This is a genomic window from Stagnihabitans lacustris (genome assembly GCF_025950525.1).
GTDB lineage: Bacteria > Pseudomonadota > Alphaproteobacteria > Rhodobacterales > Rhodobacteraceae > Stagnihabitans.
On sequence record NZ_JAPDGS010000006.1, the window covers coordinates 182,893 to 209,119 of the forward strand.

Sequence of the window (26,227 nt, forward strand, 5' to 3'; positions counted from 1 at the left end):
TTGGCGGCCCCGCCGCGCGTGCCGCCGTTTGTCCTGTAAGGCTCTGCCCCCGCCCCCCTCAGGTCTTGGCGTCGCCTTGCAGGACCGGCGGCCGCTGTCCAGGCCAATCGGTCGCCAGATGCCAGGCCTGCCCCATGGCCAGCACCGCCGCATCGGCCCCCACCGGGCCCGCCAGCTGCAGCCCCATCGGCAGGCCCTGCGCGCCAAATCCCACCGGCAGCGACAGGCAGGGCAGCCCGGCCAGCGAGACGGGGATCACCACCTCCATCCAGCGGTGATAGGTGTCCATCCGGGTGCCCGCGATTTCGGCAGGCCAGCGCAGATTGACATCAAAGGGCCAGACCTGCGCCGTGGGCAAAGCCAGCGCGTCGAACCGCTGGAACAGCCGCGCCACCGTGGCATACCAGGTCGAACGGATCACGCTGGCACGGTAGACCAGTTCGGCGCTCATGCCCGTGCCGGCCTCGATCTCCCACAGCGTCTCGGGCTTGATCTGCGCCCGTTTCGCCGGGTCCGCCACCAGGTCGGCAAAGCCGTTGGAATTCAGCATCGCCCGCAAAGTCACCCAGGCGCGCCAAAGATCGCCTGCCGGGAAGGGCGGCGCCACCTCTTCGACCACGGCGCCCAGGGCCTCCATCTGCCGCAAAGCGTTCCGGCAGATATCCAGGACGCCGGGTTCCATCGCATAGGCCCCGCCCCAGTCGCCCAGCCAGGCGATGCGCTTGCCCCGAAGGCTGGCGCGCTCCAGCCCCGCGGTGAAATCCGACGGCGCCCGGCCAAAGGGCACCTCTGGATTGCCCCCCGCCTGCACCGCCAAAAGCCGCGCCACGTCCTCGATGGTGCGCCCCATCGGGCCCTCGGTGGCCAGGGTCGCCAGAAAGCTGTCCCCCTCGGCATCGGCGGGCACCAAACCCCACGAAGGCCGAAACCCATAGACGTTGCAGAACCCGGCCGGATTGCGCAGCGAGCCCATCATGTCCGACCCATCCGCCACCGGGATCATCCGTGCCGCCAGCCCCGCCGCCGCCCCGCCCGAAGAGCCCCCCGCCGTGCGCCCCAGGTCATAGGGGTTGCGCGTCGCGCCAAACACCGGGTTGAACGTATGCGACCCATGGCCCCATTCGGGCGTGTTGGTCTTGGCCACAAAGATCGCCCCCGCGCCGCGCATCCGGGCCGCCAGAAGATCATCCTTCACCGGCACGACATCGCGATACAAAGGCGAGCCCCAGGTGGTCCGCAGCCCCTTGGTTGCACACAGATCCTTGACTGCCAAAGGCAGCCCATGCAGCCAGCCGCCCGCGCCGTCATCGGCCGCCCGCGCCTCGGCCATCAGATCATCGGGATCGCGCAACGACACCAGCGCATTGACCGCGCCATTGACCGCAGCAACCCGCCCCAGATGCGCCGCCATCACCTCGGAGGGCGCAAAATCCCGCCCCGTAATGCCCCGGGAAAGGTCCGAGGCCGACATTTCCCAAAGTTCCATCGCGGGCCCTTTCAACTTGGCGTAAATATCCCCGGGGAGTTGTCAAAGGGGCGCGGGCGCCCCTCTGAAGATGATGTCTGGGGGAGGGCAAGGCCCTCCCCCAGTTGGGCGACGCCAAAGGCGGCGCAATCACTTCTGCAGTTCGGTCCAGATCGCGGTGATATACTCTTGCGACTTGCCGGTGCAGGTCTTCAGGAACACGCCTTTGGCCTTGAACTCCTCCGGGATGGCGATTTCGGGCGCATCCTTCATATCGGCCGGCATGAACTCTTCCGACCCGGTGATCCCGTTGCCATAGCGCGCAAAGGCCGAGATCAACGCGGCATTTTCGGGCAAGGCGATGAAGTCGAGGAACTTGTAGGCCTCTTCGACATTCTTGGCATCCGACAAAAGCATCACCTGATCCATGAAGATCGGGAAGCCTTCCTTGGGATAGCCAAAGCTGACATCGGCATTGGCCAGACGCGAGCGGAACATCGCGCCGTTCCAATAGACCGTCGCCTTGACGTCATTCGAGCCCATCTTTTCGGTCATGCCGTAGTCCATCGAGACCCATTTCGGCTTGGCCTCCAACAGCTTGTCGCGGACCTTCTTCATCAACTCGGCATCCTCCGAGCAGGGTTGGCCGCCCAGATACATCGTGGCCATGGCCAGGACGTCGTTCATCTCGGGCGTCACGTTGATCTTGCCTGCGACTTCCGCCGGCGGGTCCAGCCAGATGGCACTGGTGTTGATATCGCCGGCATAAAGCGTCTTGTTCATGCCGATGCCGGTCGTCCCCCACTGCCACGGGATCGAGAATTTGCGGCCCGGGTCATATTCAACGCCCATCCACTCAGGCGCGATATTGCCGTGATGCGGGATCTTGGTCAGGTCCAGTTCCTGAACCAGGCCCTTTTCCACATAGATCGGCACGTAATTGGCCGAGGGCACGACCAGGTCAAAGCCCGAACCACCGGCCTCGATCTTGGCCAGAGCCGTGTCATTGCTGTCGTAATCCGTGACCGTGACCTTGATCCCGGTCTCGGCCTCGAACTTGGCCAACAGCTCGGGGTTGGTATAGTCGCCCCAGTTGAACAGCTGCAATTCGCGCTCGGCCTGGGCGGTCGCAGCCAGTCCCATCAGCATCGCCGTCGCCGTCATCAGTTTTTTCATCACAAGCTCCCTGTTGTATCCGTCTTTTGTTGGTTTCAGTCTTTCTTGCGGGTCAGTCTTTCTTGCGGGTCAGGGCCATGAAGACCACCAGCAAGACCACCGTCAGCCCCAGAAGCATGGTCGAGATCGCATAGACCTCGGTCGAGACCTGACGCCGGATTTGCCCCAGCATATAGGTGGGCAAAGTGTCCTGCCCGGCCGATTTCACAAAGACGGTGATCACCACGTCATCCAGCGAGGTGACAAAGGCCAGCATCATCCCGGCCAATATCCCCGGCAAGAGCAAAGGCAGCGTCACCCGGCGAAAGGTCGCCCAGGGCGTCGCGTAAAGATCGGCGGCCGCGGTTTCCAGCGTCAGGTCCATGCTTTCCAGCCGCGCCCGGATCGGCAAATAGGCAAAGGGGATGCAAAAGGCCGAATGGGCCAGCACCAGATAGCCCATGCCCTGATAGCCAAGATTGACCTTGAACCAGGCGAAAAAGATCAACAGCGCCACCGCGGTCACGATCTCGGGCACCATCAGGGGCTGGTTGATCATCACATAGATGAAGGTCTGGCCCTTGAACCTGCCGCGCCGCGTCGTCCCCAGCGCGGCCATCGTCGCCACCGCGGTCGAGATCACCGCCGCCACCGCCGCCAGCCACAGGCTGCGGATCGTCGCGTCCTTGACCTGGTCATTGGCCCAGGCCTTTGTGAACCATTGCAGGCCAATGCCCTCCCAATGGGCCAGATCCTCGCCCGAATTGAAGGAATAGACCACCAGGATCACGATGGGCAGATACAGCGCCGCAAAAACCGTCATCGAGATCGTGGTAAAGCCCGGCAGATGGGTGACATCCTTAGCCACGTGTCACCTCCCGGTTCGCGAAACGCACATAGACGAGAAGCGCCGCCGTCACGATCACCAGCAAGGTGACGGACAACGAGGCCCCCAGCGGCCAATTCCGCCCCTGGCCGAATTGCAGCTCGATGAAGTTGCCGATCATCATCTGTTTGCCGCCGCCCAGGATGCGCGGCGTGACATAGGCCCCCAGTGCCGGCACAAAGACCAGGATCGACCCGGCGATGATCCCCGGCTTGACCACCGGCAGGATGATCCGCCGCAAGACCTGCAACCGGGTCGCATAAAGGTCGTAACCCGCCTCCAGCAGGCGCATGTCGAACCGGTCGATGGCGGCAAACAGCGGCAAAACCATCAGCGGCAGATAGACATAGGTCATGCCGATAAAGACGGCGGTGTCGGTATAGATGATCTGGATCGGCTCGGTGATCAGCCCCAACCCGATCAGGATATTGTTCAACAGGCCCTCGGTGCGCAGGATCTCGTTGATGGCGAGGGTGCGGATCAGCAGGTTGGTCCAGAACGGGATCGTGATCAGGAACAGCCACAGCCCGCGTTGGCGCTGTGGCCGGGTTGCGATGAACCAGGCGGTTGGAAAGCCCACGGCAAAGGTGAAGGCCGTCGTCATCAGCGACAGTTTCACCGACCGCCACAGGATCGACAGATGCGCGTCCTCCAGCCGCAGCGTGTCGTCAAACACGTCGCGGGTGAACAGGATGCCGGTCCAGGCGTCCGTCGAAAAGCCCCATTCGACATTGCCATATTCGCCCGGCGTCAAAAAGGAATAGACCAGCATGATCAGCAGGGGGCCAACCGCGGCCAGGGCCAACAGCACTAGGGCGGGGGTCGACAGCAGCCAGCCGCTGCGGACGCTGGCCTTGACCAAGGCCTGTTCGGCGGCAGAGGCCCCGGTAGAGGTTTGATTGCCGGACGCCGGTTTACTGGACGCCGTTTTACCAGACGCGGGCCCGCTCATTCTTCCAGCACCTGCAAGGCGCCCGGCACGAAGCGCAGCCCGATGCCCTGGCCGATCTGCAACCCACTTTCGCCATCCGAGGGCGATTGCAGGCGGGCCGTGACCTCGGTCCCGTCGGGAAGGGACATGTGACAATGGGTGTCGGTGCCGAAATAAACCAGGTTGGTGATCTTGGCCGGGATATCGCCCTCGGCCTCGGGGACGAGGCGCAGCTGTTCGGGGCGGATCGTCAGGGTGACGCGGTCGGCCTGCGCCGCAGGGGCCTGCACCACGATGCCGCAATCCAGCCTGTAACCCATGGGGTCCCGCGTCGCGCCCAGGAAATTCGTCTCGCCGATAAAGCTGGCGACAAAGCGGTTCTTGGGCCGGGTGTAGATCTCTTTCGGGCTGCCCACCTGTTGCAGATGGCCCGCGCTCATGACGCCGATCCGGTCGGACATGGTCAGCGCCTCTTCCTGGTCATGGGTGACAAAGACAAAGGTGATGCCGGTCTCGGTCTGCAGACGTTTCAACTCGATCTGCATTTCCTTGCGCAGCTTCAGATCCAGCGCCGACAGGGGTTCGTCCAACAGCAGAACCTTGGGCTGCGGCGCCAGCGCCCGCGCCAGGGCCACCCGCTGTTGCTGGCCGCCCGAAAGCTGGCTGGTCTTGCGATGGGCCAGGGGCTCTAGTTTGACCAGAGCCAGCATTTCCGCGACCCGGGCCGTGACCTCGGACTTGGACTTTCCCAACATTTCCAGCCCGAAAGCGACGTTCTGCGCCACGGTCAGATGAGGAAACAGAGCATAGGACTGGAAAACCGTGTTCACCGGGCGCTTGTTCGGCGGCAGGGTGGTGATGTCGGCACCGTCCAGCAGGATCGTCCCGCCCGAGGGCATTTCGAACCCCGCAATCAGGCGCAAAAGCGTGGTCTTGCCGCAGCCCGAGGGGCCCAGCAGGGTAAAGAACTCTCCCTTGCGGATGTCCAGCGACACATCGTCCAAGGCGCGGACGGCGTGATCCCCCTGGCCAAAGGCCTTGATGACGTTCTGGGCCGATATGGCGATGGTTTGGTTCACCGCTCACTCCCTGTTGTTTTGATCATATTGGCGCCGCGCCGCGCGCAACTGCAAATGATTCTTGCAGTCGCGCTCAAATTCCGGGCTTTCGTCCGGCCCAAGGTGCCGCAAGCTCCAGTTCTGCACAAAAAGCGATCAGCTCTTCGTCCTGGCCAAAGGGGGCGGCGACATGGATGCCGACGGGCAGGCCGCCCACCATGCCAAGCGGCACCGAGGCCGCGGGTTGCCCGCTGGCGTTGAAGATGGCGCAGAAGGGGGAATAGGCGAAAATCCCTTTGTCGCCCGTGCGATAGGCCACGTAATCCTCGGTGTCATGGCTGAACCGGCCAACCTGGGCCGGCGGCTCGGCCAGGGTGGCGGACAGCAGGATGTCGATGCCCGCGAATTCGGCGGCCATCTGGCGGCCAAAGGCATGGATCTCGCCCACCGCCTGCAAATAGCGCAGGGGCGACAGGCTTTCGGCATGGGCGACCGCCCCGCGTGAGACACCCTCGACCAGGTCGGGGCCTAAATCCCGCCCCTTCAGCCCCGACCGCACCGAAAGCGCCGTGCCCACCGCGACGATATCGGTCCAGGCCCGCATCATCATCGCCACATCAGCCTTGACCTGATGCTGGGTCACATGATGCCCAAGGCTTTCCGCCAGGGCCGCGGCGTCGCGGACCTGACCTGCCACCCCGGGGTCAATCGGCGCCCCGGTAAAGGTCGTGTCCACCACCCCCACCCGCAGGCGGCGCGGCGGGCGCGAGATCGCATCGGCATGGGACCGCGCCAAAGCGGGCGCCACATAGGGCGCGCCCAGGTCCGGCCCCATGCAGGCATCCAGCATCCGTGCGGTATCGCGGACCGACCAGGTCAGAAAGCCGTCGATCGCCATCCCAGCCCAGCCCTCGCCCGAAAAGGGCCCGTCGGGCAGCCGTGCCCGCGTCGGTTTGAACCCGAAAAGCCCACAGCTGCTGGCCGGGATGCGCACCGACCCGCCGCCATCCGACCCATGGGCAAAGGGCACGATCCCCGAAGCCACCGCAGCCGCAGCCCCGCCCGATGACCCGCCCGAGGTGCGGCCCAGGTCCCAGGGGTTGCGCGTCGGCCCGCCGTAAACCGCGGCCTCGGTGGCAGCCCCGATCCCGCCCTCGGGTGAGGTCGTGCGGCCAAACGTCACCACGCCCGTCGCCGCGATCCGGTCAAAGATCGCGCTGTTGGCCGGATAGCGCGTCTGACCATAAAGCCGCGTGCCGTTGAACGAGGGGAAATCGACCGCCTCGCAGCCCAGGTCTTTCAGCAGAAAGGGGACGCCGTGGAACGGGCCGCGGGGCAGGGTGGCCAGTGACTGCCGCGCGACCTGTTCTTGCATCAGCACCACAGAGTTCAGGCGGGGGTTGACCTCTGCCACCCGGTCAAGTGCGGCCTGAAGCAGGTCAATGGGCGAAACCTCGCGTCGGGCCACGGCCTCGGCCCAACCCGTTGCATCCTTGTCGCGAAAATCCATCTGCCACCCCCGGTTTTGCCCAAGGCTCCCCCGGGGGGCAGGCGCTGTCCTGCCCATCCGCGCCGCAGCCCCGTCGTTTTCAGCCCCGATCTGCGGCGCTACTGCAAAGCCGCGACGCAGGGGGTCAGCGCCTCGCGCAGCTTTTCCAGCGTCAGGGGCTTGACCAGATGGCCGTCAAAGCCCCCGCGCGGCGCGGCTTCGGCCGAAACGGCGATGACCGGCGGCAGGTCGGCGCCGAGGTCTTTGGCCAAAAGGTCGCGCGTTTCGGCGCCGCTGAGCCCCGGCATCAAAAGGTCCATCAGGATCACATCCGGCCGCGCCTCGCGCACCATCTGCCGCGCCGCCTGCCCATCCGGGGCCTGCAGCGCCTCGGCGCCCAAAAGCCGCAAATAGGTCGCAGCCACCAGCCGATTCGTCGCGATGTCATCGACCACCAGCACCCGCAGCCCGTCAAAGCGCAGATGCGGCACGGTCGGGGCCTCGGCGGGGGGCTGGATATAGGGCAGGGTCAACAGGAACTGCGCGCCCTCCCCCTGAGGGTCGCTGCCGGATTCGGTGCGGGCTGGCAAAAGCACCAGATCGCCCCCCATCCGCCGCGCCAGCATGCGCGAGATCGACAGGCCAAGCCCGGTGCCCGGCGCCAGTTCCTGACCGCGCACAAAGGGTTCGAAGATGCGCTCGCGCAGGGCCTCGGGCACGCCGGGGCCATGGTCGCTGACCTTGATCCACAGGTGGTTGCCCGCAAGCCCCGCCTCCATCCGCACCTGGCCCGATTGGCCATATTTCACGGCGTTGGACAGCATGTTGGACAGGCATTGCCGCAGCCTTTTGCCATCGGCCCAGGCCTTTTCCGGCAGGTCTGGCGCCAGGTCCAGGTCCAGCTGCATCCCGTGGTCCTCGAACTGGCGGCCAAACAGCTGCACGGCGCAGCGGATCTGGCCATGCAGGTCGATGGTCTGGGGGCGGATCGCCAGGGCCTCGGCCTCGATGGCGGAGAGGTCGAGGATATCCTCCAGCAGGTCGCCCAGGTCGCGGGCCGATTGCACCAGAACCGCCATCCGCGCCTTGGCCTCGGCATCGGGCGCGGTCATGCGCTCGGCCTCGGACAGGCCGATGATCGCGTTCAGGGGCGTGCGCAGCTCATGCGAAAGCTGAGCCACGAATCGGGTCTTGGCCTTGTTGGCATGGGCCGCCACCTCACGCTCGTGGCGCAAATCGGCCTGCAGCCGGTGCATGGCCTCGATCGTCAACAGCGCATAATAGATCGCCGCCCCAAGGCTAAGCGTCGTGACGGCCAGGGTCTCCCAGTCGCCCACCCGGGCCCAGGCCCAGGTGTTGACCCCCAGCGCCACGACCGAAGTCCCCAAGGATGCCGAGCTGGACAGCGGGCGATGGACATTGCGCAGCGTCGAATGGTGGATCAGCGCAATCAGCACCAGGGCCAAGGCATAGGCCTTGGCCAGGGGCGCATCCACCAGCCAGGACAGCGCCGGAAAGGCGGTAAACGAGGTCGACAGCCCCATGTTCACCACCAGCGCCCAAAGATAGCGCCCCGGCGTTTCAGATGGGTTCAAGTCGCGCAACAACCGCAGCGTGGCAAAGTCGAAGATCACGTCCAGCGCAAAAAAGACCAGGGTGATCCACAGGGGCTGATAGGCCAGCCCCAGGCCGAACGCCAAGGTGACAAGCGCCCGCCGCCGCAGGGCAAAGCGGCTGAGCACGTCATATTGGTGGCGGATTTCGCCCACTGATTGCCGGCGGGCAAAGTCCACAAATCGCTGGGGCCGAAGGGTTGCGGGCATGGGGGCTTTCAGGGTGCGGGTCTTGTGATGGCGATGTCCTGCCAAGGCGTGCCGTCGGCGCCGAAAAGCCGGATGTGGTCATCCGATCCGACGATGGCAATCCAGCCGCGCCCGAATGTGACCGCCTGTGGGCTGACGCCCTGGGGCAGGGTCAGGCCCTCTGGCAGCGCGGGGGGCGCGGTCGGGTTCGGCAAACGGGTGACAAGCAGCCAGACGACCGCTATGACACCGCCAATCATGCTGGCGGTCAGACCGATCACCAGCCACTTCAAAAGCACCACCGACCCCGGCAGCGCCACTTCTGTCTCTTTGGACGTCACTTATGGACCCTTCACGCATGACTTACTCCGACGACGATTCGCCCGAGGAACTGGTCCTCGTGGTTCCGGCCGATGCAAACGACCGACTGGATAAGGTCCTGATCTCTCTGATCCCAGAGGAGGCAGGCATTTCGCGCAGCAGGCTTTCCAGGATGATCGCCGAGGGTTCCTTGCTAAAGGATGGTCATCCCGTGGCGGATGGCAAGTCCAAAGCGGTTGCAGGCGACGTTTTCCTTCTGAAACTCGATCCGGCCGAGGTGGTCGAGACCCTGGCCGAGGATATCCCCCTGACCGTGGTCTTTGAGGATGACGAGCTGATCGTGATCGAAAAGCCGGTGGGGATGGTGGTGCATCCCGCCCCCGGCACGCCGCGCGGGACCCTGGTCAATGCGCTGCTGCATTACTGCGGCGACAGCCTGCAGGGCATTGGCGGCGAACGCCGGCCGGGCATCGTGCATCGCATCGACAAGGACACTTCGGGCCTGTTGGTCGCCGCCAAAAGCGACCGGGCGCATCATGGCCTGTCGGCGCAGTTTGCCGCCCATACCGTTTCGCGCCGCTATCTGGCGGTGGCGCATGGCGTGCCCCAGGCCTCGGACCCCAGGTTGCGCGGCTTGCGCGGGATCAGCATGGAGGCCGGGGGCATCGTCAAGATCGCGACCGAACTGGCGCGCCACCGGAACGACCGCCAGAAACAGGCCGTGGTCTGGGACGGGGCGGGGCGCCATGCGATCACGCGGGCCCGGGTGATGGAGGATTACGGCACGGCAAGCCTTTTGGAATGTTGGCTGGAAACCGGGCGGACGCATCAGATCCGCGTTCATATGGCCTATGCGGGTCATGGGCTTGTGGGCGATGCGACCTATGGCGGGACGCGGAAACTGCCGGTGAAACTGCCCGGCGCCGCCCTGGCCAATGCCTTTCCGCGCCAGGCTTTGCACGCCGCGACCCTGGGGTTTGACCATCCGCTGACCGGCGAGCGGCTGGAGTTCCGCTCTGATCCGCCGGCCGATTTCGTGGCCCTGGTCGAGGCGCTGCGCCTGCCGCCGCCGCTGTAATCCAGGCTGTGACTTGGTCTGTGACCCACACGGTTTCGTGAGGCCATTTCGCAGGTCCGCCCTGCAAAATGGCAGGGAAATCGCGCTGGCGCGGCGACGGAAACAGGTTCAGATTCCGTTCATCAGGGTATGATAGCCCTTCGGTCCTGTCGGGCCCGGTCTTGAAGAACGCCAAAAGGGTTCTTACGTGATCGGGTTCAGGGCCGGGGGCGCGAACGCACCGGCACGAGGAACAGGGGGCGCTATGAGCACCTACGCTAATCTTCCGGCACCCAGCCCCGAACAGGGGTTGAACCGGTATCTGCAAGAAATCCGGCGTTTTCCGCTTTTGGAGCCGGAACAGGAATATATGCTGGCCAAGGCTTGGGTTGACCGTCAGGACAGCCAGGCCGCGCACCAGTTGGTGACGTCTCACCTGCGCTTGGCGGCCAAGATCGCCATGGGCTATCGCGGCTATGGCTTGCCCCAGGCCGAGGTGATCTCTGAGGCCAATGTGGGCCTCATGCAGGCGGTCAAGCGGTTTGATCCCGAAAAGGGCTTTCGGCTGGCGACCTATGCGATGTGGTGGATCAGGGCCTCGATCCAGGAATATATCCTGCGGTCCTGGAGCCTGGTGAAGCTGGGCACGACCAGCGCGCAAAAGAAGCTGTTCTTCAACCTGCGCAAGGCGAAAGCCAAGGTCGGCGCGCTGGAAGAGGGCGATTTGCGGCCCGAAAACCTGGCTCAGATCGCCAAGGATCTGTCGGTCTCGGAGGCCGAGGTGATCGCGATGAACCGGCGGCTTTCGGGGGGGGATGCCTCGCTGAACGCCTCTGTCGGGTCCGAAGAGGGCGCGAGCCAGTGGCAAGACTGGCTGGAGGACGAGGACAGCGACCAGGCGGGCGACTATGCCGAGCGCAACGAAATGGACGCGCGGCTGACGCTGCTGACGCGGGCGATGGACGCCCTGAACGACCGCGAACGCGATGTCCTGACCAAGCGGCGCCTGGCCGAAGAGCCGGTGACGCTGGAGGATCTGTCGGCCAGCTATGGCGTCTCGCGGGAGCGGATCCGCCAGATCGAGGTGCGGGCCTTTGAAAAGCTGCAATCCCGGATGCGCGAGCTGGCGGTGGAAAAGGGCATGATCGTGCCGGCTTGAGGGCTGAGGCCCAAGGCTTGGGGTTTGAGGCCGCAGGCTTTTGCTTCGAGCCTTGGGCTTCAGGCGTCAGGCGAGACTCCCAAGGCTTGGGGTCTGATGCTGTGTGGTCTGGAGCAGAATGGCCCCGGGGGTCTCCGGGGCCGAAGTTTTTGGGGCGCGGGCGTATGGACCATCGCTTGTTCGCGCCCACACCGACCTGGGACCGGCGCCCCGGCCCCAAGGGCCAGGGCGCCTCTTTTGGCCGCGGCGCTGACTCGGACCGGGCAGAGGACCTGACCCTTCCGATCAGAGTCCCAGCCCTTCCCAAACAATCTCAGTCCTTCCCGTTCAATCACGGTCATCCCCGGCACGCCCCATCCTACCCGTTCACGCCCCGTCCTCCCCTAGCAGTCCCGGGCCACCCCACCCCGCCTGCGCATGGGCTTCACATCTTCGGCCCCGCCCCCATCGGAAAACCCGGGAATGGTTGCACCCCGCGCGCCCCCCGCGTATCACCAAGCCTGATACGAGGAGACGCGACATGACCATGCTTGGCACTTTTCTGAAACCGATGCATCCCGAGGGCTGGCGCTTTTTGCCGATCTTTGCGGGGGTCACGCTGGTCTTTTTCTGGCTGTGGGAGCCGCTGGGCTGGCTGGGCGTCGGCCTTACCGTCTGGTGCTATTACTTCTTTCGCGACCCGGTGCGGTCGGTGCCGCAGGGCGACAGCCTGATCATCTCGCCGGCCGATGGGGTGATCTCGCTGATCGAACCCGCCGTGCCTCCGGCCGAATTGGGCATGGGGCCGCAGCCCCTCTTGCGCGTGTCGGTCTTCATGTCGGTCTTCAACTGCCATGTGAACCGCATGCCCATTGGCGGCCGGATCGAGACCATCGCCTATCGCCCCGGCACCTTCGTCAATGCCTCCTTGGACAAGGCGTCCGAGGACAACGAGCGCAACGCCCTGCTGATCGAGACGGCGAACGGCACCCGCGTCGCCGTGGTGCAGATCGCGGGCCTGATCGCGCGCCGCATCCTGTGTTTCGCCAAGCCCGGCCAGTCCTTGCGCACCGGCGACCGCTTTGGCCTGATCCGCTTCGGCTCGCGCTTGGATGTCTATCTGCCGGCGGGCGTGGCGCCGATGGTGGCCTTGGGTCAAACCATGATCGCGGGTGAGACGGTGATTGCCGACCTGTCCTCGGATGCCGCCGCCCGGCCCGCGCGGAGGGAGTGATGGACCCCCGCCCCGATCAGCGCCCCCGCGAACTGCACCTGACGCAGCTTTTGCCCAACCTGATGACGATTTCGGCCATGTGTTCGGGCCTGACCGGGATCAGGTTCGCGGTCAACGGGCAGTTTGCTTTGGCGGTGGCGATGATCCTGCTGGCGGCGGTGCTGGACGGCCTTGATGGCCGCGTGGCGCGCCTGTTGAAGTCGGAATCCGAGATGGGGGCCGAACTTGACAGCTTTGTCGACTTCGTCAACTTTGGCGTGGCGACGGGGCTTGTGGTCTATCTTTGGGGCCTTGCGGGGCAGCAATCGGGCGGCTGGATCGCCACCTTGATCTATGCGTCCTGCTGCATGTTGCGGCTGGCGCGGTTCAACATCGGCAACCGGATGGAAAAGGCGGAAGGAGAGCCCGCCTCGACCTTTACCGGGGTGCCTGCGCCTGCGGGTGCGATGCTGGCCCTGATGCCGATTTACGTGGCCTTCATCTGGCCCGGCGCCAAGCTGCCGCCCTTTGGGCTGATGCTGTGGATGCTGCTGGTGGGCGGGCTGATGATCAGCCGCATCCCGACGCCGTCCTTCAAATCGGTGACGGTCTATGCCGAAAACGTCCGCTTTGTCGTCATCGGCTTTGTCGCCATGGTCGCGGCGCTGTTGACCTATCCCTGGCAGACCATGCTTCTGATCGACCTGGCCTATATCGCCGTGATCCTGCAGTCGCTGTGGCAGTTCCGCAAGAACCGCCGCGGCTTGCGCGGCCTCTGACCCCGGCCCGCTTGCGAGGCTTGGCCCTTTCCCCTAGCCTGTGGTCAAAGTGGAGGGGTGATCATGTCAGCGGTAAAATGGGGAATTCTCGGGGCGGCGAAGTTTGCGCGCGAGCATATGGCGCCGGCGATTCATGCGGCTCATGGGGCCGAGCTTTACGCGCTGGCAACCGCCTGGCCGGACAAGGCCGAGGGCTTTCGCGCCTTTGCGCCGGGGGTAAAGGTCCATGACAGCTATGACGCACTGTTGGCCGACCCAGAGGTCGAGGCGGTCTATATTCCGCTGCCCAACCATCTGCATGTGCTGTGGACGCTGAAAGCCCTGGCTGCGGGCAAGCATGTGCTGACCGAAAAGCCCATCGCCATGCATGCCCGCGAGGTCGACCAGATCATCAACGCCCGTGATGCTGCCAAAAAGCTTGCGGCCGAGGCCTATATGATCGTCTTTCACCCGCAATGGCAGCGGGCGAAGGCCTTGGTCGAGGAAGGCGCGATCGGCCGGGTTTTGCATGTCGATGCTGCGTTTTCCTATAACAACAAGGAAGACCACGACAATATCCGCAACAAGCCCGAAACGGGCGGCGGCGGCATCCGGGATATCGGGGTCTATACCTATGGCTCGGTGCGGTTCGTCACCGGGGCAGAGCCGCAAGAGCTGACCTCCAAGATCCGGCGCGAGAATGGCGTGGATGTCTGGGCGCAGGTCTTTTCGGTGATGCAGGGCGCGGCCGGAAGTTCTGTGGGCCGCTTCACCTATTCCGCCATGACCTCGATGCGGCTGCACAACCGGCAAGAGGTGGTGTTTCAGGGAGAGAAAGGCATGATCCGGGTGGCCAATGCGCCCTTCAACGCCGGGGTTCACGACCAGGCGCAGGTGGAATTGCACTTGCCGGGCAACAAGGTCGTGGTCGAACGCTTTCCGGGCGTCAACCAATACAAGCTGCAGGTCGAGGCCTTTTGCCACTCGGTCCGCACCGGGGCGCCCTATCCCTGTCCGCTGGAATTCGTGCGCGGCACCCAGGCCATGATCGACCGGGTCTTCCAGATGGAAAGCGAAGTGACGCTGTAGGCGCCGAGGGTTTGCGCCGAGGATTTGTGCAGAGAATTTTTGGTGCAAATGTTTGGCGCAATCCCAAGCTTCGGCGGGAAAGCCTCCACGGCCACAGCAGAGGCCTTTGCTGCGACGTTCTCGTGGCAGCCGCCACGGCCCGCCGTCACGAATGCCCCCCTCCCCCACAGCCCCCTGTGACGACAGGTCACGGGGGAATTCGTGTGGGAGGTGATGCAATGCGGCGATGTCCTCCCCATGTCTGGGGCTGATCCAGGAGGACAGAATGACCGAAGTTTCCGAGCCCAAATCCGCCAAGACGTCACTGTGGATGCGGCTTTTTTGGGTGATGGTCGTGGCGTTGCTGATGGGGGCGGCCACGACGCTGGTGCATATCCTGGCGCTGCTGCAACTGATCGTCATGGCGACCTCGCAAGGCGCGCCCAATGCCGAGATCCAGGCCTTTGGCTTGACGCTGGGCGCCTGGCAGGCCAAGGCCACGCGTTTTCAACTGGGCCAAAGCGAAGAGCGGCCTTGGCCTTGGTCTAAACTGGATTGATGTTTTCGAACCTTTCGGCGGTGGATGCCGCCGCCTAAAGGCCGATAGTTGCCCTTTTACGGAATTTCGTGACGCCCCCCGGGGTTTGCGCCCCGGGTCGGCCGGGCACGGGGATGCCGCACACCCCGGCCTCGCGTCAAAAGACCCTTAGTGGCCTGGCGCGTGATCCGCGGGGCGCACCCACCCCGGCCTCGGGCCAAAAGGCCACCCCGCCTGTCGCGCTAATGCGTGACCTCTTCCGCCGCGTGGTCGCCCCCGCCCTCTGCCCCGTGTTCGGCGTTCTGCGCGGCCTCTGCGTCGGACGCCGAAGCATGGTCGGCCATGGCCTCGGGGCGCAGCCGTTCGACCGAGCCGTCCAGGTTCATGAGGAAGCCTTTGACATGCAATTCTGGGAACCGTTGAAGCGCGACCTCGGAGAACTGCGCCAGGACCGCGGTATGGGCGGCCAGTTCCGCCTGGGGATCGGCCACGACATCCTCGCCCAGGGCCAGCTTGGCCGCGCCGCAGTCACGGTGGTCGATGACCACGATTTCGCGCACGGAATGGAGCTTGACCGCCAGGCCGACATGTTCCCAGAACACATCATGCCAAGGTTCGAATTGCGGATGGACCGCCCCCAGCGCACCGCCCGCCAGGATCACATGGTCATAGGAATTGCGGTATTGCATCTGGTTCATCATGATCGCCAGATCGTCGATCAGGCGGAAATCCATGCAGGACAACAGGATCGCATCCGCATGCCCCCCCGCCCGCACAGGTGAGGCCATCAAGGCCGCCATTCCCGCCATTCCTGTCAGAAACCCGCGTCTGCCCAAGCCCGATTTTTCCAGCCCCTTATGAGGGCAGGTGGAAAGTTGACACATCGCATACCTCACCGAAACACACACCGCGTTACAGCGTAAGGCCGAAGTGCCAAGAATGTCTTAAGACGCGCCTCTTGCCATCGCGGGGGCGAAACCCGGGGTATACCCCGGGCTACGCCGTTGACGCAGAGTTCTGTTCCCCCAAACCTCGGGATGCCGCGTAGCCCGGGGGCGCCCGCTTACTCCATCGCCTCCAACTCGTCGATGAAGCCCGCGATCATCGACAGGCCACGATCCCAGAACTTCGGGTCCGACAGGTCCAAGCCAAAGGGCGCCAACAGCTCTTTGTGGTGCTTCGATCCGCCGGCCTTCAGCATCTCGAAATACTTGTCCTCAAAGCCCGCCATCCCTTCGGCATAGGTCGCATAAAGCGCGTTCACCAGCCCGTCGCCGAAGGCATAGGCATAGACGTAAAACGGCGAGTGGATGAAATGCGGGATATAGCACCAGAAGGTCTCGTATCCCGGCTGGAATTCAAAGACCGGCCCCAGACTTTCGGCCTGCACCGACATCCACAAGGCGTTGATATCCTCGGGCGTCAACTCGCCTTCGGCGCGGGCGGCGTGCAGCTTGCATTCAAAGTCGTAAAACGCGATCTGGCGAACGACCGTGTTGATCATGTCCTCGACCTTGCCGGCCAGCAGGGTCTTGCGTTCGGCCTGGGACGTCGCGCCATCCAGCAGGCGGCGGAAGGTCAGCATCTCGCCGAAGACGCTGGCGGTTTCGGCCAGGGTCAGCGGGGTAGAGGACAGCATCTCGCCCTGACCCGCCGCAAGCACCTGATGGACGCCGTGACCCAGCTCATGCGCCAAGGTCATCACGTCGCGCGGTTTGCCCAGGTAGTTCAGCATCACATAGGGATGCACGGTGGTCACGGTCGGATGGGCAAAGGCGCCCGGAGCCTTGCCCGGCTTCACCCCCGCATCAATCCAGCCCTTGTCATAAAAGGGCTGGGCGATCGCGGCCATGCGCGGGTCAAAGGCGGCATAGGCGCCCTGCACGGTTTGAACCGCCTCATCCCAGGGCACAAGGCGCGGGTTTTCCTGCGGCAGGGGGGCGTTGCGGTCCCAGGTCTGCAGGCGGTCCAGCCCCAGCCACTTGGCCTTCAGCTTGTAATAGCGATGGGACAGCTTGGGGTAGGAGGCCACGACGGCATTGCGCAGCGCCTCGACCACCTCGGGCTCCACATGGTTTGACAGGTGGCGCCCGGCTTGGGGGCTGGGCATCTTGCGCCAGCGGTCGTGGATTTCCTTTTCCTTGGCGAGCGTATTGGTGATCCGCGCGAACAGCTTCACGTTGGTCTGGAAGACCTCGGCCAAAGCCGCAGCCCCCGCGGCCCTGCGGCCCCGATCCGGGTCGGTCAGCAGGTTCAAGGTGGCCTCCAAAGGCATGGCCTCACCATCCACGACGAACATCAGCCCGGCCATCGTCTCATCGAACAGCTTGTTCCAGGCGCTGGCGCCCACGACGCCCTGATCATGCAGGAACTGTTCCAATTCCGCCGAAAGCTGGTGCGGCCGCATCGCGCGCATCCGGTCAAAGACGGGCTTATACCGGGCCAGCGCCGGGTTCGCCTCCAGCAGCCCCGAAAGATGCGCATCCTCCAGCGTGTTGAACTCTAGCGAGAAAAACACCAGATGCGCGGTGAAATCGGTGATCTGGCCTTCGCAATCGGCCATGAACTTGGCGCGCTCGCCGTCCAGCGTGTTCTGGTAATAGCGCAGCCCGGCATAGGACATGACGCGGCCGGCGGTGGTCTCGATCCGCTCATAGGCCTGGACGCAATCCAGCATCTGATCGGCTGACAGCGCCGCCAGCTTGCCCTGATAGCTCTCCGAGAACCCGGCGCAGGACTGTTTCAGCCACGAGATGTCGCGAGCCAGCTCCGGCGCATCGGGCGCGGTGTAAAGGTCGGACAGGTCCCAGGAGGGCAGATCGCCAAAGGCAGCGCCCCCGGCGTTGACGTCAAAGACCGGGCGGGGAAAACCTGGGCGGGGCAGGGGGAATTGCATCATGGGAACCTCGGAGGACTGTTTTCCCATAGATAGGCGCGGGCGGGGCAAAAGGGAACCTCACCCTTCGGCGATCTGATCGGCCGAGGCGCCCTTTTCCCAAGCCAGCACACGCGCCCCCACAAGGTCATGGCCGATCTTGCGGCGTTTGTTGATCACCCGCGCGTCCCAGCCGATGCGAAAGACCTGTTCGGCCCGGACGGACCGCAGGGGGCCAAAGCGTTCCAGCACCGCGCCGCGCGCCCAGGCCAGGACCTCGGCGCCATGGGGACCCAGGGGCAGCTTGGCCAAGGGCACCAGCCCATTGCCGCGCCGCACCGCGAATTGGCCCTGATCGCCCTCGATCATGGTCAGGACGGCCAGACATTCCCCCGGCCCCCCCGCCTCTTCGACGACCACATCGCGCCGCGCGCCCGAGATCAGCCGAAAGAACCAGGCGCGCTCGGTGGGAGACATCCGGGCGGCAAGGGCAAAGACCCCCTCGGTGGTGACGCGCGCCACCTCGTCCAGCGTCACGGGCGCGCCAAGCCCCGGCCCCATGAGCAAAGCCGCAGCCTCCGCCCGATCCCCACAAACCCCCAGACAAGAGGCCGCCAGTTCCGGCGAAAGCCCCTCCGTCACGCGCGCCCAAATCTCCCCCATCGCCATCACTTTGCGCCCCGCCAGCACCTCTCGCGCAAGCTCTGGTGCGGCAAAGCCATGCCCCGCAAACCGCGCCCCGGTCGCAGGCCCGCCCTCCAGAAACGCCGCCAGATCCTTCATCGCCCGTCTTTCATACTGATCCAAATACTCCCGGGGAGGTCTGGAGGGGCAGGAGGCCCCTCCAGCCTGGGGTTTCGGGGCCAGGGGGTTCGGGGGGAGCGAGCCCCCCGAATTCACCCCTACCACGCCTCGGACAGATAGCCCCGCCCGCGCAGCCAGCCCGCATATTCCGCGCGGTAGCCGTGCAGGCAGATGACCCGCCCGGCCCCGGTGGCCTCTACCGCCGTGTTCAAGCCGCCCCAATCCGCATGATCGGACAGGACAAAAGCCCGGTCCACCCCGCGGCGCCGCGCGGCCAAAGCCATCCAGCCCGAGGCCGCTGCAACCCGGGCCGGCCCCAGCCCCAAGGCCCAGTCCGAGGCCATGCCCTGCGGCGTGGCCACCACCAGCGCGCCCTTGGGGACCGTCCCGCAGACCGTGGGCGGCAAAGCATACCCCGCCCCGCGCAGGACCTCTGTCATGGCCTCGACCGTGGGATGGGTCGCCAGCGCCCCCGGCAGGTCCAGGGCGGCAAGCCCCGCCAGCAGCCGTTGCGCCTTGCCAAAGGAATAGGCCAGCACGACCGATGTCAGCCCCAAGGCCACATTCTCCGCCCACCAGTCGCGCAGTGCGGCAAGAACCTCGGCCTCGGGCGACCACTGAAAGATCGGCAGGCCAAAGGTCGTCTCGGTGATGAACGTGTCGCAAGACACCGGCTCAAACGCCTCGCACAGCGCATCGCGTTCGACCTTGTAGTCGCCCGCCGCGACCCAGACGCCAGAGGCCCCCTCGATCCGGATTTGCGCCGAGCCCGGCACATGGCCCGCGGGGTGAAAGCTGACCACCACATCGCCGATCCGCCGCTTTTCGCCATAGGCGATCCCCTCGGCCGTGATGCGCCCCAGCCGGTGACGGATCACGGGCAGGGTGCCCGCGCTGCACAGATAGGACCCCATGCCCCGCGCCGCATGGTCGGAATGGCCATGCGTGACCAAGGCCCGGTCCACCTTGCGCATCGGGTCGATGTAGAAATCCCCAGCGGGACAATAAAGCCCCTCGGGCCGCCGTTCGATCAGGTCCATGGCCCAAGGATAGGCCGCGCTGGGGCCTTTGGGTAGGGTGCGTGCTGGGGGGCGGGGAAAGCTGCGCCTTGGGCCGGGGATATTTGGGTCAATTTGAAAGGGGCGTCCGCGCGCCATTTGCACAAATTTCGCGCAGTTTTCCCCCTTTGCACCTTTTTCCCGCGTCCCCCCCTTTCGCCTGCGCCCCGCCAAGGCTTTACTCGGACAAAAGGGAGGCCGCATGACCCACTTCAACGAGATGTTCGAGTCCGATCAGGTCCGCTCGCCCTATGCCGGTCTTCAGGCCTGGATGAACGGGATGCCCGCCGCCCTGCGCGTCCAGAAACAGGCCGAGGCCGAGGCGCTGTTTCGCCGCATCGGCATCACCTTCGCCGTCTATGGCGAGGGCGGCGATCCCGACCGGCTGATCCCCTTTGACATGTTCCCCCGCGTCTTTACCCATTCCGAATGGGGCAAGCTGGAACGTGGCATCAAGCAGCGCGCCAAGGCCTTGAACGCCTTTCTGACCGATGTCTATGGCCGCGGAGAGATCATCCGCGCCGGCCGCATCCCCGCGAACCTGGTCTATCAAAACGAGGCCTATGAACGCGCCGTGGCCGGGTTCGTTCCGCCGAAAGGGGTTTATTCCCATATCGTTGGCATCGACATCGTCCGCACCGGCCCCACGGATTTCTTTGTGCTGGAAGACAACTGCCGCACGCCTTCGGGAGTCAGCTACATGCTGGAATCCCGCGAGATGATGATGCGGATGTTCCCCGACCTGTTCCGCGAAAACCGCATCGCGCCGGTGGATGGCTATCACGAGGCCTTGCGCCGCACGCTGATGTCGGTGGCGCCGCAGAAGTGTCAGGGCGATCCGACGGTCGTGATCCTGACGCCCGGCCATTTCAACAGCGCCTATTACGAACACTCTTTCCTGGCCGACCTGATGGGCGTCGAACTGGTCGAGGGCGCCGATCTGTTTGTCGATGGCGAATATGTCTATATGCGCACGACCGAAGGGCCCAAGCGCGTCGATGTGATCTATCGCCGGATCGACGATGCCTTTCTGGACCCCCTGTGCTTCCGCCCTGATTCCATGCTGGGCGTGCCGGGGTTGATGGATGTCTACCGGTCTGGGGGCGTCAGCATATGTTCCGCCCCGGGCGCAGGCGTCGCCGATGACAAGGCGGTTTATACCTATGTCCCCGAGATGATCCGGTTTTACCTGGGCGAAGAACCGATCCTGCAAAACGTGCCGACCTGGAAATGCGCCGGGACCGATGACCTGAAATACGTGCTGGAGAACCTGCCGGAACTGGTGGTCAAAGAGGTCCATGGCTCGGGCGGGTATGGGATGCTGGTGGGGCCGAAATCGACCAAGGATGAAATCGAGACCTTCCGCCACAAGATCCTGAAGGACCCGTCGAACTATATCGCCCAGCCGACGCTGTCGCTTTCGACGACGCCGACCTTTGTCGAGGAAGGTGTGGCGCCGCGCCATGTCGACCTGCGGCCCTATTGTCTGGTAGGGGAACGTATCGAACTGGTCCCCGGCGGCCTGACACGGGTGGCGCTGCGCGAAGGCTCGCTGGTCGTGAACTCGTCCCAGGGTGGCGGCGTCAAGGATACCTGGGTTTTGGCGGAGTAAGTCATGCTATCAAGAACCGCCGACAATCTGTATTGGATCGCCCGCTATATGGAGCGCGCCGAGACGCTGGCCCGTCTGCTGGAGGTGGGCGCGCGGATGTCGCTGTTGCCCACCGCGCAGGGCTTTCGCAATGAATGGGAGTCGATCCTGAACGCCACGGGCCAGACCGCGGCCTTTCAAAAGAAATACGACAGCTTTGCGCAGCGCAACATCGAGAGCTTTTTGTTCTTTGACCGTGACAATCCCTCGTCCATCGCCTCGTCCCTGACGGCCGCGCGGGAGAATGGGCGGATCGTGCGGACGGCCTTGACGGGGCAGGTCTGGGACGCCTTGAACACCACCTTTCAAGAGCTGCGCCAGATCGAACGCACGCCGCGCAGCCAGCTGGAGCTGTCGCGGCTGACCGACTGGACGACCAAGCAGACCGCGATGCTGCGCGGCGCCATAGATGCGACGCTGCTTCGCAACGACGGATACGACTTTTTGAACCTGGGCTTTGCAATCGAGCGCGCCGATGCCACGGCGCGGATCATTGACGTGAAGTATTACGTTCTGCTGCCGCGTGCCGGGGTGATCGGGGCGGGGGCGGAAAACGACCAATGGGCCATGCTGTTGCGCGCGCTGAACCTGAACCGCGCCTTTCACTGGGCCTATGGTGGCGAGTTGACCGCCCACAAGATCGCGCATTTCCTGATCCTGAACCCGGCGTGTCCGCGGGCCTTGATGACCTGCGGGCAAGAGATCGACACGGCGCTGAAGCACCTGGCACAGCTTTATGGCCGCGACACCGAGGCGCAGCATCTGGCGCAGGGGCTGTTGCAGGGCCTGTCGGCCGCGACCCCCGAGGCGATCTTTGAAGAGGGTTTGCACGACTTCCTGACCCGGGTGATCCGCGAGACGGCGGCGCTGGCCGGTGCCGTCCATGACAGCTATCTGTCGGGAGACATGTGATGCTTCTGCTTATCGACCACCTGACGCGCTATCGCTATGACGTCCCGGTGCGCGGGGTCGTGCAAAGCCACCGCCTGACGCCCTCGCTTCACGACGGCCAAGAGGTCATCGACTGGCAGATCGAGGTTTCGGGCGGGGTCATGGGGGGCAGCTTTCGCGACGGGGCGGGGGATGTCGTGCAGGGCTGGTCGGTCAAGGGGCCGGTGCGCGAAATCGAGGTCCGGGTGCGCGGCCGCGTGGCCACGAACGACACGGCCGGCGTTCTGCGCGGCCACCGCGAAAGCGTCGCGGTCGAGGCCTATTTGCGCGAGACGCAGTTGACCGAACTGGCGGGGGGGCTTGCGACTTTGGCGCGGCTGGCCGAGGGGGCAGAGAACCGGCTTGCGGCCTGTCACCTGTTGTCGTCCGCGGTGTCCGAGGCCGTGGCCTATACGCCCGGCGCCACCCAGATGCACACCACCGCCGCCGAGGCTTTGGAGGAAGGCGAGGGCGTTTGTCAGGACCACGCCCATATCCTGTGCGCCGTCGCGCGGGCCAATGGGGTGCCGGCGCGCTATGTCTCGGGCTATCTTTTGGCCGAGGGCGCGGCGCATCAGGCGGCCCATGCCTGGGCGGAACTTTTCGTGCCGGGCCTGGGCTGGGTCGGGTTTGATCCGGCCAATGAATGTTGTCCGGATGCGCGCTATGTGCGGCTGGGCTCTGGTCTGGATGCGCGAGAGGCGGCGCCAATCCGCGGCTCTGCAAGGTCCACGGGGGCGGAAACCCTGGATGTGACGGTTGCGGTTCTGGCCACGCAGCAATAGGGTCCCGCCCTGACGCTTGGCGCAAGAGACGGAGACTGTGATGACCTATTGTGTGGGGCTTTGCCTTGATGCCGGGCTGGTTTTGTTGTCGGACACCCGCACCAATGCGGGGCTGGACAATATCTCGACCTATCGGAAGATGTTCTTTTTCGAAAAGCCCGGCGAAAGCGTCATCGTGATCATGACGGCGGGGTCTTTGTCGGTGACACAGACCGCCATGGCACGGCTGCAAGAGGCGATTGACGCGCCGGATGCCGATGAGACGACCTCGATCCTGAAGGCGCCAACGCTGCTGAAGGCGGCTTCGATCATCGGCAATACCCTTGCGGCCACCCGGTTGGAGATCGACGAGAAGCTGTCGGCGATGAACCAGGGGGCAAGTGCGTCGCTGATCGTGGCGGGGCAGCGCAAGGGCGGGCAGATGCGGCTTTTCCTGGTCTATCCGGAGGGGAACTTCATCCAGGCCACCGAGGACACGCCGTTCTTGCAGATCGGCGAGCATAAATACGGCAAGCCGATCCTGGACCGGGTGGTCAAGATGGGGACGACGCTGGCCGATGCGCAAAAGGCGGTGCTGCTGTCGATGGATTCGACGCTGCGGTCGAACCTGTCGGTGGGGATGCCGCTGGACATGTGCCTGATCGAGCGCGACGCCTTGAAGGTCACGCAACGGCGTCGGATCGAGGCGGGCGACCCGCAGTTCCGCGCCATGTCCGAGGCCTGGAGCCGGGCCCTGCGCGACGGGTTCACGCAGATCGAGATCTGAGGGGGGGCGGGGGTGGGGCTTTGCCGTGGTCTGGGCCCCAGTCTTGGTATCTGCCCCAGTCTTGGTCTTTGCCCCAGTCTTGGTCTGTGCTGGAGTGTTGCGCGGGCGGGCGGGTGGGCCTCGGCTTCGCCTCGGCCTCCTCGGGAGAGGTCGAAGCTTTGTCAGGGGCATCGAGCCCCTGACAAAGCTGGCTGCCGCGGGCGCGTGGCAGGTGGCGGAGACTTCGGATCGGGCGCTGGCGGATGGCGTGACGGCTTGCGGCCGTGGCGACCCGGTCATCTTGCGCTTTGCCGCCGTTTGCGTCGCCCGAGGTAAACTCCGGGGCTTGGTCGGTCAGCCCGGGTAAGCCGGAACGGGCACCGAATACAGGATGAAGTCGCTTTTGGGCGCATAGCTGTCATAGAGCCTGCGGCCGGCATAGTTGAACTCTTGCGTCAGCCAGCGGACATTGCCGATGCCCCGCGCCTTGGCGAAACCGATCACATGGTCGATCAGCGCCCGCCCAAGACCGCCGCCGCGCTGGGTGGGGTCGACATAAAGGTCCGACAGATAGACCACCTTCCCCCCCGACAGCGACCGATGCATCAGCTGGTATTGCACAAGGCCCAGGGCCTTGCCCTCGACCTCCAGCAGGTCGCACCAGAAATCCTCGGCGCCAAAGATCCAGTCCCAGACGGCCTCGCGGCCCTCGGGCGTCGTCGTGGCCTTGTAAAACCCGGCATAGGCGGCAAAAAGCGCCTCCCAGGTGGCGCGGTCATCGGGCGTGAGGGGGCGGATCGTGGTCATTTCGGTCTCCTGCGGGGCTTTGGCCGGGGCTTGGGTCGGGCCTTTGATCGAGCCTCGGGGCGGGGGCGGCGTCAAGGGCTGCGGGGGCTGGGCCCAAGTCCAGTGGTGCGCAGGCTTTCGGTCCAGACTGCGGACCTTTGGCGGAAAATCATGACCCGTCAATGGCTTGCCCCATCCGTGCCGCCGCATCTTGCGCCTGACCCCTTTCCAGCCCATCTTCCGCGTCAAAATGGAGGCTTGCAATGATCCCGGTCCTTGGCGTCGAAGGTAAAAAAGTGGCGGTCCTGGGCCTTGGGCGCTCTGGCCTTGCAGCGGCGCGGGCCTTGCAGGCGGGCGGGGCAGAGGTCCTGTTGTGGGACGATGGCGAAGCGGCGCGCGCCAAGGCCGAGGCCGAGGGCTTTGCCTTGACCGACCTGATCCGCCGCGGCGGCATCGAGACGGCGGACCTGCTTGTGACCTCTCCGGGGATTGCGCATCTGTATCCCGCGCCCCATCCGGTGATTGCCCGCGCGATGGAGCTTGGGATTGCGGTCGACAATGACATCGGCCTGTTCTTCCGGTCCTATGCCACCGAAGAGTTCCACGACTTTGACCAGACCCCCAAGGTGGTCTGCATCACCGGATCAAACGGGAAATCGACTACGACGGCGCTGATCCATCACATTCTGGACGTCTCGGGGCGGCCTTGCCAGATGGGCGGCAACATCGGGGTTGGCGTGCTGGACCTGGAGCCTGCGCAAAACAACGAGGTCGTGGTGCTGGAGCTGTCGTCCTATCAGACAGAACTTGCCCGCAGCCTGACGCCGGATATCGCGGTTTTCACCAACCTGTCGCCCGATCATCTGGACCGTCACAACGGCATGGGCGGCTATTTCGCGGCCAAAAGGCGGCTATTTGCCGAGGGCGGGCCGGACCGCGCGGTGATCGGCGTCGATGAGGTCGAGGGGCGGTTTCTGGCGGGCCAACTGGCAGAGGGGCCGACGGATGACCGGGTGATCCGGGTGTCCTCGGGGCAAAAGCTGGAGGGCTATGCCTGGACGGTCTTCGCGCGCAAGGGCTTTCTGGCGGAGTGGCGGCGGGGCAAGCAGGTGGCCTCGGTCGATCTGCGGGGGATGGCGGGCTTGCCGGGCGCGCACAACCATCAGAACGCCTGCGCGGCCTGGGCGGTCTGCCGGACGCTGGGGCTGGCGCCCAAGGTGATCGAGGCCGCGATGGCCAGTTTCGCGGGGCTGGCGCATCGCAGTCAGGTCGTGGGCGAACGCGCGGGCGTGCGGTTTGTCAATGACAGCAAGGCCACCAATGTGGACTCGGCCGCTCAGGCTTTGCGGGCCTATCCGGCGATCCGCTGGATTGCGGGGGGGCAGGGGAAAGACGGCGGGATTGCCGCGCTGGCAGGCGAAATGGGCGCGGTGGTCAAGGCCTATCTGATCGGCGCCTCGGCGGCGGAGTTTGCGGCGCAGTTGGGCGCGGTCCCCCACGAGATCTGCGGCGATATGGCGACGGCGGTGGCCCGTGCTGCGGCCGAGGCTGTGGCGGGGGAGGTCGTGCTACTGTCGCCCGCGGCGGCGAGTTTCGACCAATACGCCAATTTCGAAATGCGCGGCGAGGATTTCACCGCGCAGGTCAAGGCGCTGTTGGGCCAAGGCGCCGCTTGACGCCCATCCCTGCGCCGCTTCATCATACCCCGAAATAG

23 protein-coding genes and 1 pseudogene are annotated in these 26,227 nt (G+C 64.9%); 11 read left to right on the forward strand and 13 right to left on the reverse strand.

The annotated features are described in order from the left end of the window. Window positions 1-58 precede the first annotated feature (58 nt). The 8 genes from NX862_RS15020 to NX862_RS15055 form a co-directional block, all read right to left on the reverse strand. Window positions 59-1,486: an amidase gene (locus tag NX862_RS15020; RefSeq protein WP_264494742.1), complete on the reverse strand. Its 1,428-nt coding sequence runs from the start codon at window positions 1,484-1,486 to the stop codon at window positions 59-61. A gap of 129 nt (window positions 1,487-1,615) precedes the next feature. Further along, on the reverse strand, window positions 1,616-2,641 hold the full coding sequence (locus tag NX862_RS15025) for an extracellular solute-binding protein (RefSeq protein WP_264494743.1): 1,026 nt from the start codon (window positions 2,639-2,641) through the stop codon (window positions 1,616-1,618). A 52-nt stretch (window positions 2,642-2,693) separates the two neighbouring features. After that, on the reverse strand, window positions 2,694-3,443 hold the full coding sequence (locus NX862_RS15030) for an ABC transporter permease (RefSeq protein WP_264494797.1): 750 nt from the start codon (window positions 3,441-3,443) through the stop codon (window positions 2,694-2,696). Window positions 3,444-3,480: 37 nt separating this feature from the next. Beyond that, complete coding sequence (locus NX862_RS15035; RefSeq protein ID WP_264494744.1) at window positions 3,481-4,458, reverse strand: ABC transporter permease; 978 nt, start codon at window positions 4,456-4,458, stop codon at window positions 3,481-3,483. Then, on the reverse strand, window positions 4,455-5,516 hold the full coding sequence (locus tag NX862_RS15040; protein WP_319800888.1) for an ABC transporter ATP-binding protein: 1,062 nt from the start codon (window positions 5,514-5,516) through the stop codon (window positions 4,455-4,457). Before NX862_RS15040 ends, NX862_RS15035 begins: the two co-directional genes overlap by 4 nt. Before the next feature lie 73 nt (window positions 5,517-5,589). Beyond that, the gene (locus NX862_RS15045) at window positions 5,590-7,005 is read right to left on the reverse strand and encodes an amidase (RefSeq protein ID WP_264494745.1); all 1,416 of its coding nucleotides are present in this window, start codon (window positions 7,003-7,005) and stop codon (window positions 5,590-5,592) included. Between the two features lie 98 nt (window positions 7,006-7,103). Then, window positions 7,104-8,753 (reverse strand): hybrid sensor histidine kinase/response regulator, encoded by a 1,650-nt coding sequence (locus NX862_RS15050; RefSeq protein ID WP_264494746.1) that lies wholly within the window; start codon window positions 8,751-8,753, stop codon window positions 7,104-7,106. 62 nt (window positions 8,754-8,815) lie between these two features. Next, window positions 8,816-9,127, reverse strand: coding sequence for a DUF6476 family protein (locus NX862_RS15055; RefSeq protein WP_264494747.1), 312 nt, complete (start codon window positions 9,125-9,127; stop codon window positions 8,816-8,818). Window positions 9,128-9,144: 17 nt separating this feature from the next. Between NX862_RS15055 and NX862_RS15060 the strand changes: the two genes are divergently transcribed. The 6 genes from NX862_RS15060 (at window position 9,145) to NX862_RS15085 (ending at window position 14,900) form a co-directional block, all read left to right on the forward strand. Beyond that, window positions 9,145-10,185, forward strand: a complete 1,041-nt coding sequence (locus tag NX862_RS15060) for an RluA family pseudouridine synthase (RefSeq protein WP_264494748.1) — start codon at window positions 9,145-9,147, stop codon at window positions 10,183-10,185. A gap of 244 nt (window positions 10,186-10,429) precedes the next feature. Further along, the gene (gene rpoH / locus NX862_RS15065; RefSeq protein WP_264494749.1) at window positions 10,430-11,323 is read left to right on the forward strand and encodes an RNA polymerase sigma factor RpoH; all 894 of its coding nucleotides are present in this window, start codon (window positions 10,430-10,432) and stop codon (window positions 11,321-11,323) included. Between the two features lie 490 nt (window positions 11,324-11,813). Then, a complete protein-coding gene (locus tag NX862_RS15070) occupies window positions 11,814-12,536 on the forward strand; it encodes a phosphatidylserine decarboxylase (protein WP_264494799.1) in 723 nt (240 codons plus the stop codon). After that, entirely contained in the window at window positions 12,536-13,294 is a 759-nt protein-coding gene (gene pssA, locus NX862_RS15075) for a CDP-diacylglycerol--serine O-phosphatidyltransferase (protein WP_264494750.1), read from the forward strand. Before NX862_RS15070 ends, pssA begins: the two co-directional genes overlap by 1 nt. Window positions 13,295-13,357: 63 nt before the next feature. Beyond that, on the forward strand, window positions 13,358-14,362 hold the full coding sequence (locus NX862_RS15080; RefSeq protein WP_264494751.1) for a Gfo/Idh/MocA family protein: 1,005 nt from the start codon (window positions 13,358-13,360) through the stop codon (window positions 14,360-14,362). A gap of 265 nt (window positions 14,363-14,627) precedes the next feature. Beyond that, the gene (locus tag NX862_RS15085; RefSeq protein WP_264494752.1) at window positions 14,628-14,900 is read left to right on the forward strand and encodes a DUF4389 domain-containing protein; all 273 of its coding nucleotides are present in this window, start codon (window positions 14,628-14,630) and stop codon (window positions 14,898-14,900) included. Window positions 14,901-15,121: 221 nt separating this feature from the next. On the opposite strand, the gene NX862_RS15090 is transcribed toward NX862_RS15085, so the two are convergent. The 4 genes from NX862_RS15090 to NX862_RS15105 form a co-directional block, all read right to left on the reverse strand. Continuing rightward, window positions 15,122-15,679: a carbonic anhydrase gene (locus tag NX862_RS15090; RefSeq protein ID WP_264494753.1), complete on the reverse strand. Its 558-nt coding sequence runs from the start codon at window positions 15,677-15,679 to the stop codon at window positions 15,122-15,124. A gap of 263 nt (window positions 15,680-15,942) precedes the next feature. Continuing rightward, a complete protein-coding gene (locus NX862_RS15095; RefSeq protein ID WP_413694579.1) occupies window positions 15,943-17,778 on the reverse strand; it encodes a M3 family oligoendopeptidase in 1,836 nt (611 codons plus the stop codon). 57 nt (window positions 17,779-17,835) lie between these two features. Then, entirely contained in the window at window positions 17,836-18,537 is a 702-nt protein-coding gene (locus NX862_RS15100) for a hypothetical protein (protein WP_264494754.1), read from the reverse strand. 119 nt (window positions 18,538-18,656) lie between these two features. After that, a complete protein-coding gene (locus NX862_RS15105; protein ID WP_264494755.1) occupies window positions 18,657-19,598 on the reverse strand; it encodes a ligase-associated DNA damage response exonuclease in 942 nt (313 codons plus the stop codon). A gap of 220 nt (window positions 19,599-19,818) precedes the next feature. Between NX862_RS15105 and NX862_RS15110 the strand changes: the two genes are divergently transcribed. The 4 genes from NX862_RS15110 to NX862_RS15125 are packed head-to-tail and all read left to right on the forward strand — an operon-like array spanning window position 19,819 to window position 23,748. Next, entirely contained in the window at window positions 19,819-21,228 is a 1,410-nt protein-coding gene (locus tag NX862_RS15110; RefSeq protein WP_264494756.1) for a circularly permuted type 2 ATP-grasp protein, read from the forward strand. 3 nt (window positions 21,229-21,231) lie between these two features. Further along, a complete protein-coding gene (locus NX862_RS15115; RefSeq protein WP_264494757.1) occupies window positions 21,232-22,179 on the forward strand; it encodes an alpha-E domain-containing protein in 948 nt (315 codons plus the stop codon). After that, window positions 22,179-22,982 carry a transglutaminase family protein gene (locus tag NX862_RS15120; protein ID WP_264494758.1) on the forward strand — a complete coding sequence of 268 codons (804 nt, stop codon included), beginning with the start codon at window positions 22,179-22,181 and terminating at the stop codon, window positions 22,980-22,982. The genes NX862_RS15115 and NX862_RS15120 overlap by 1 nt, the downstream gene beginning before the upstream one ends. A 40-nt stretch (window positions 22,983-23,022) precedes the next feature. Continuing rightward, window positions 23,023-23,748, forward strand: a complete 726-nt coding sequence (locus NX862_RS15125) for a proteasome-type protease (protein ID WP_264494759.1) — start codon at window positions 23,023-23,025, stop codon at window positions 23,746-23,748. A gap of 333 nt (window positions 23,749-24,081) precedes the next feature. Here the strand turns inward: NX862_RS15125 and NX862_RS15130 are convergent, their stop codons facing one another. After that, window positions 24,082-24,534, reverse strand: a complete 453-nt coding sequence (locus NX862_RS15130) for a GNAT family N-acetyltransferase (RefSeq protein WP_264494760.1) — start codon at window positions 24,532-24,534, stop codon at window positions 24,082-24,084. Between the two features lie 236 nt (window positions 24,535-24,770). On the opposite strand from NX862_RS15130, the pseudogene murD reads away from it, so the two are divergent. After that, window positions 24,771-26,189, forward strand: a pseudogene (murD, locus tag NX862_RS15135) (UDP-N-acetylmuramoyl-L-alanine--D-glutamate ligase); the annotation flags it as partial. Window positions 26,190-26,227 lie beyond the last annotated feature (38 nt).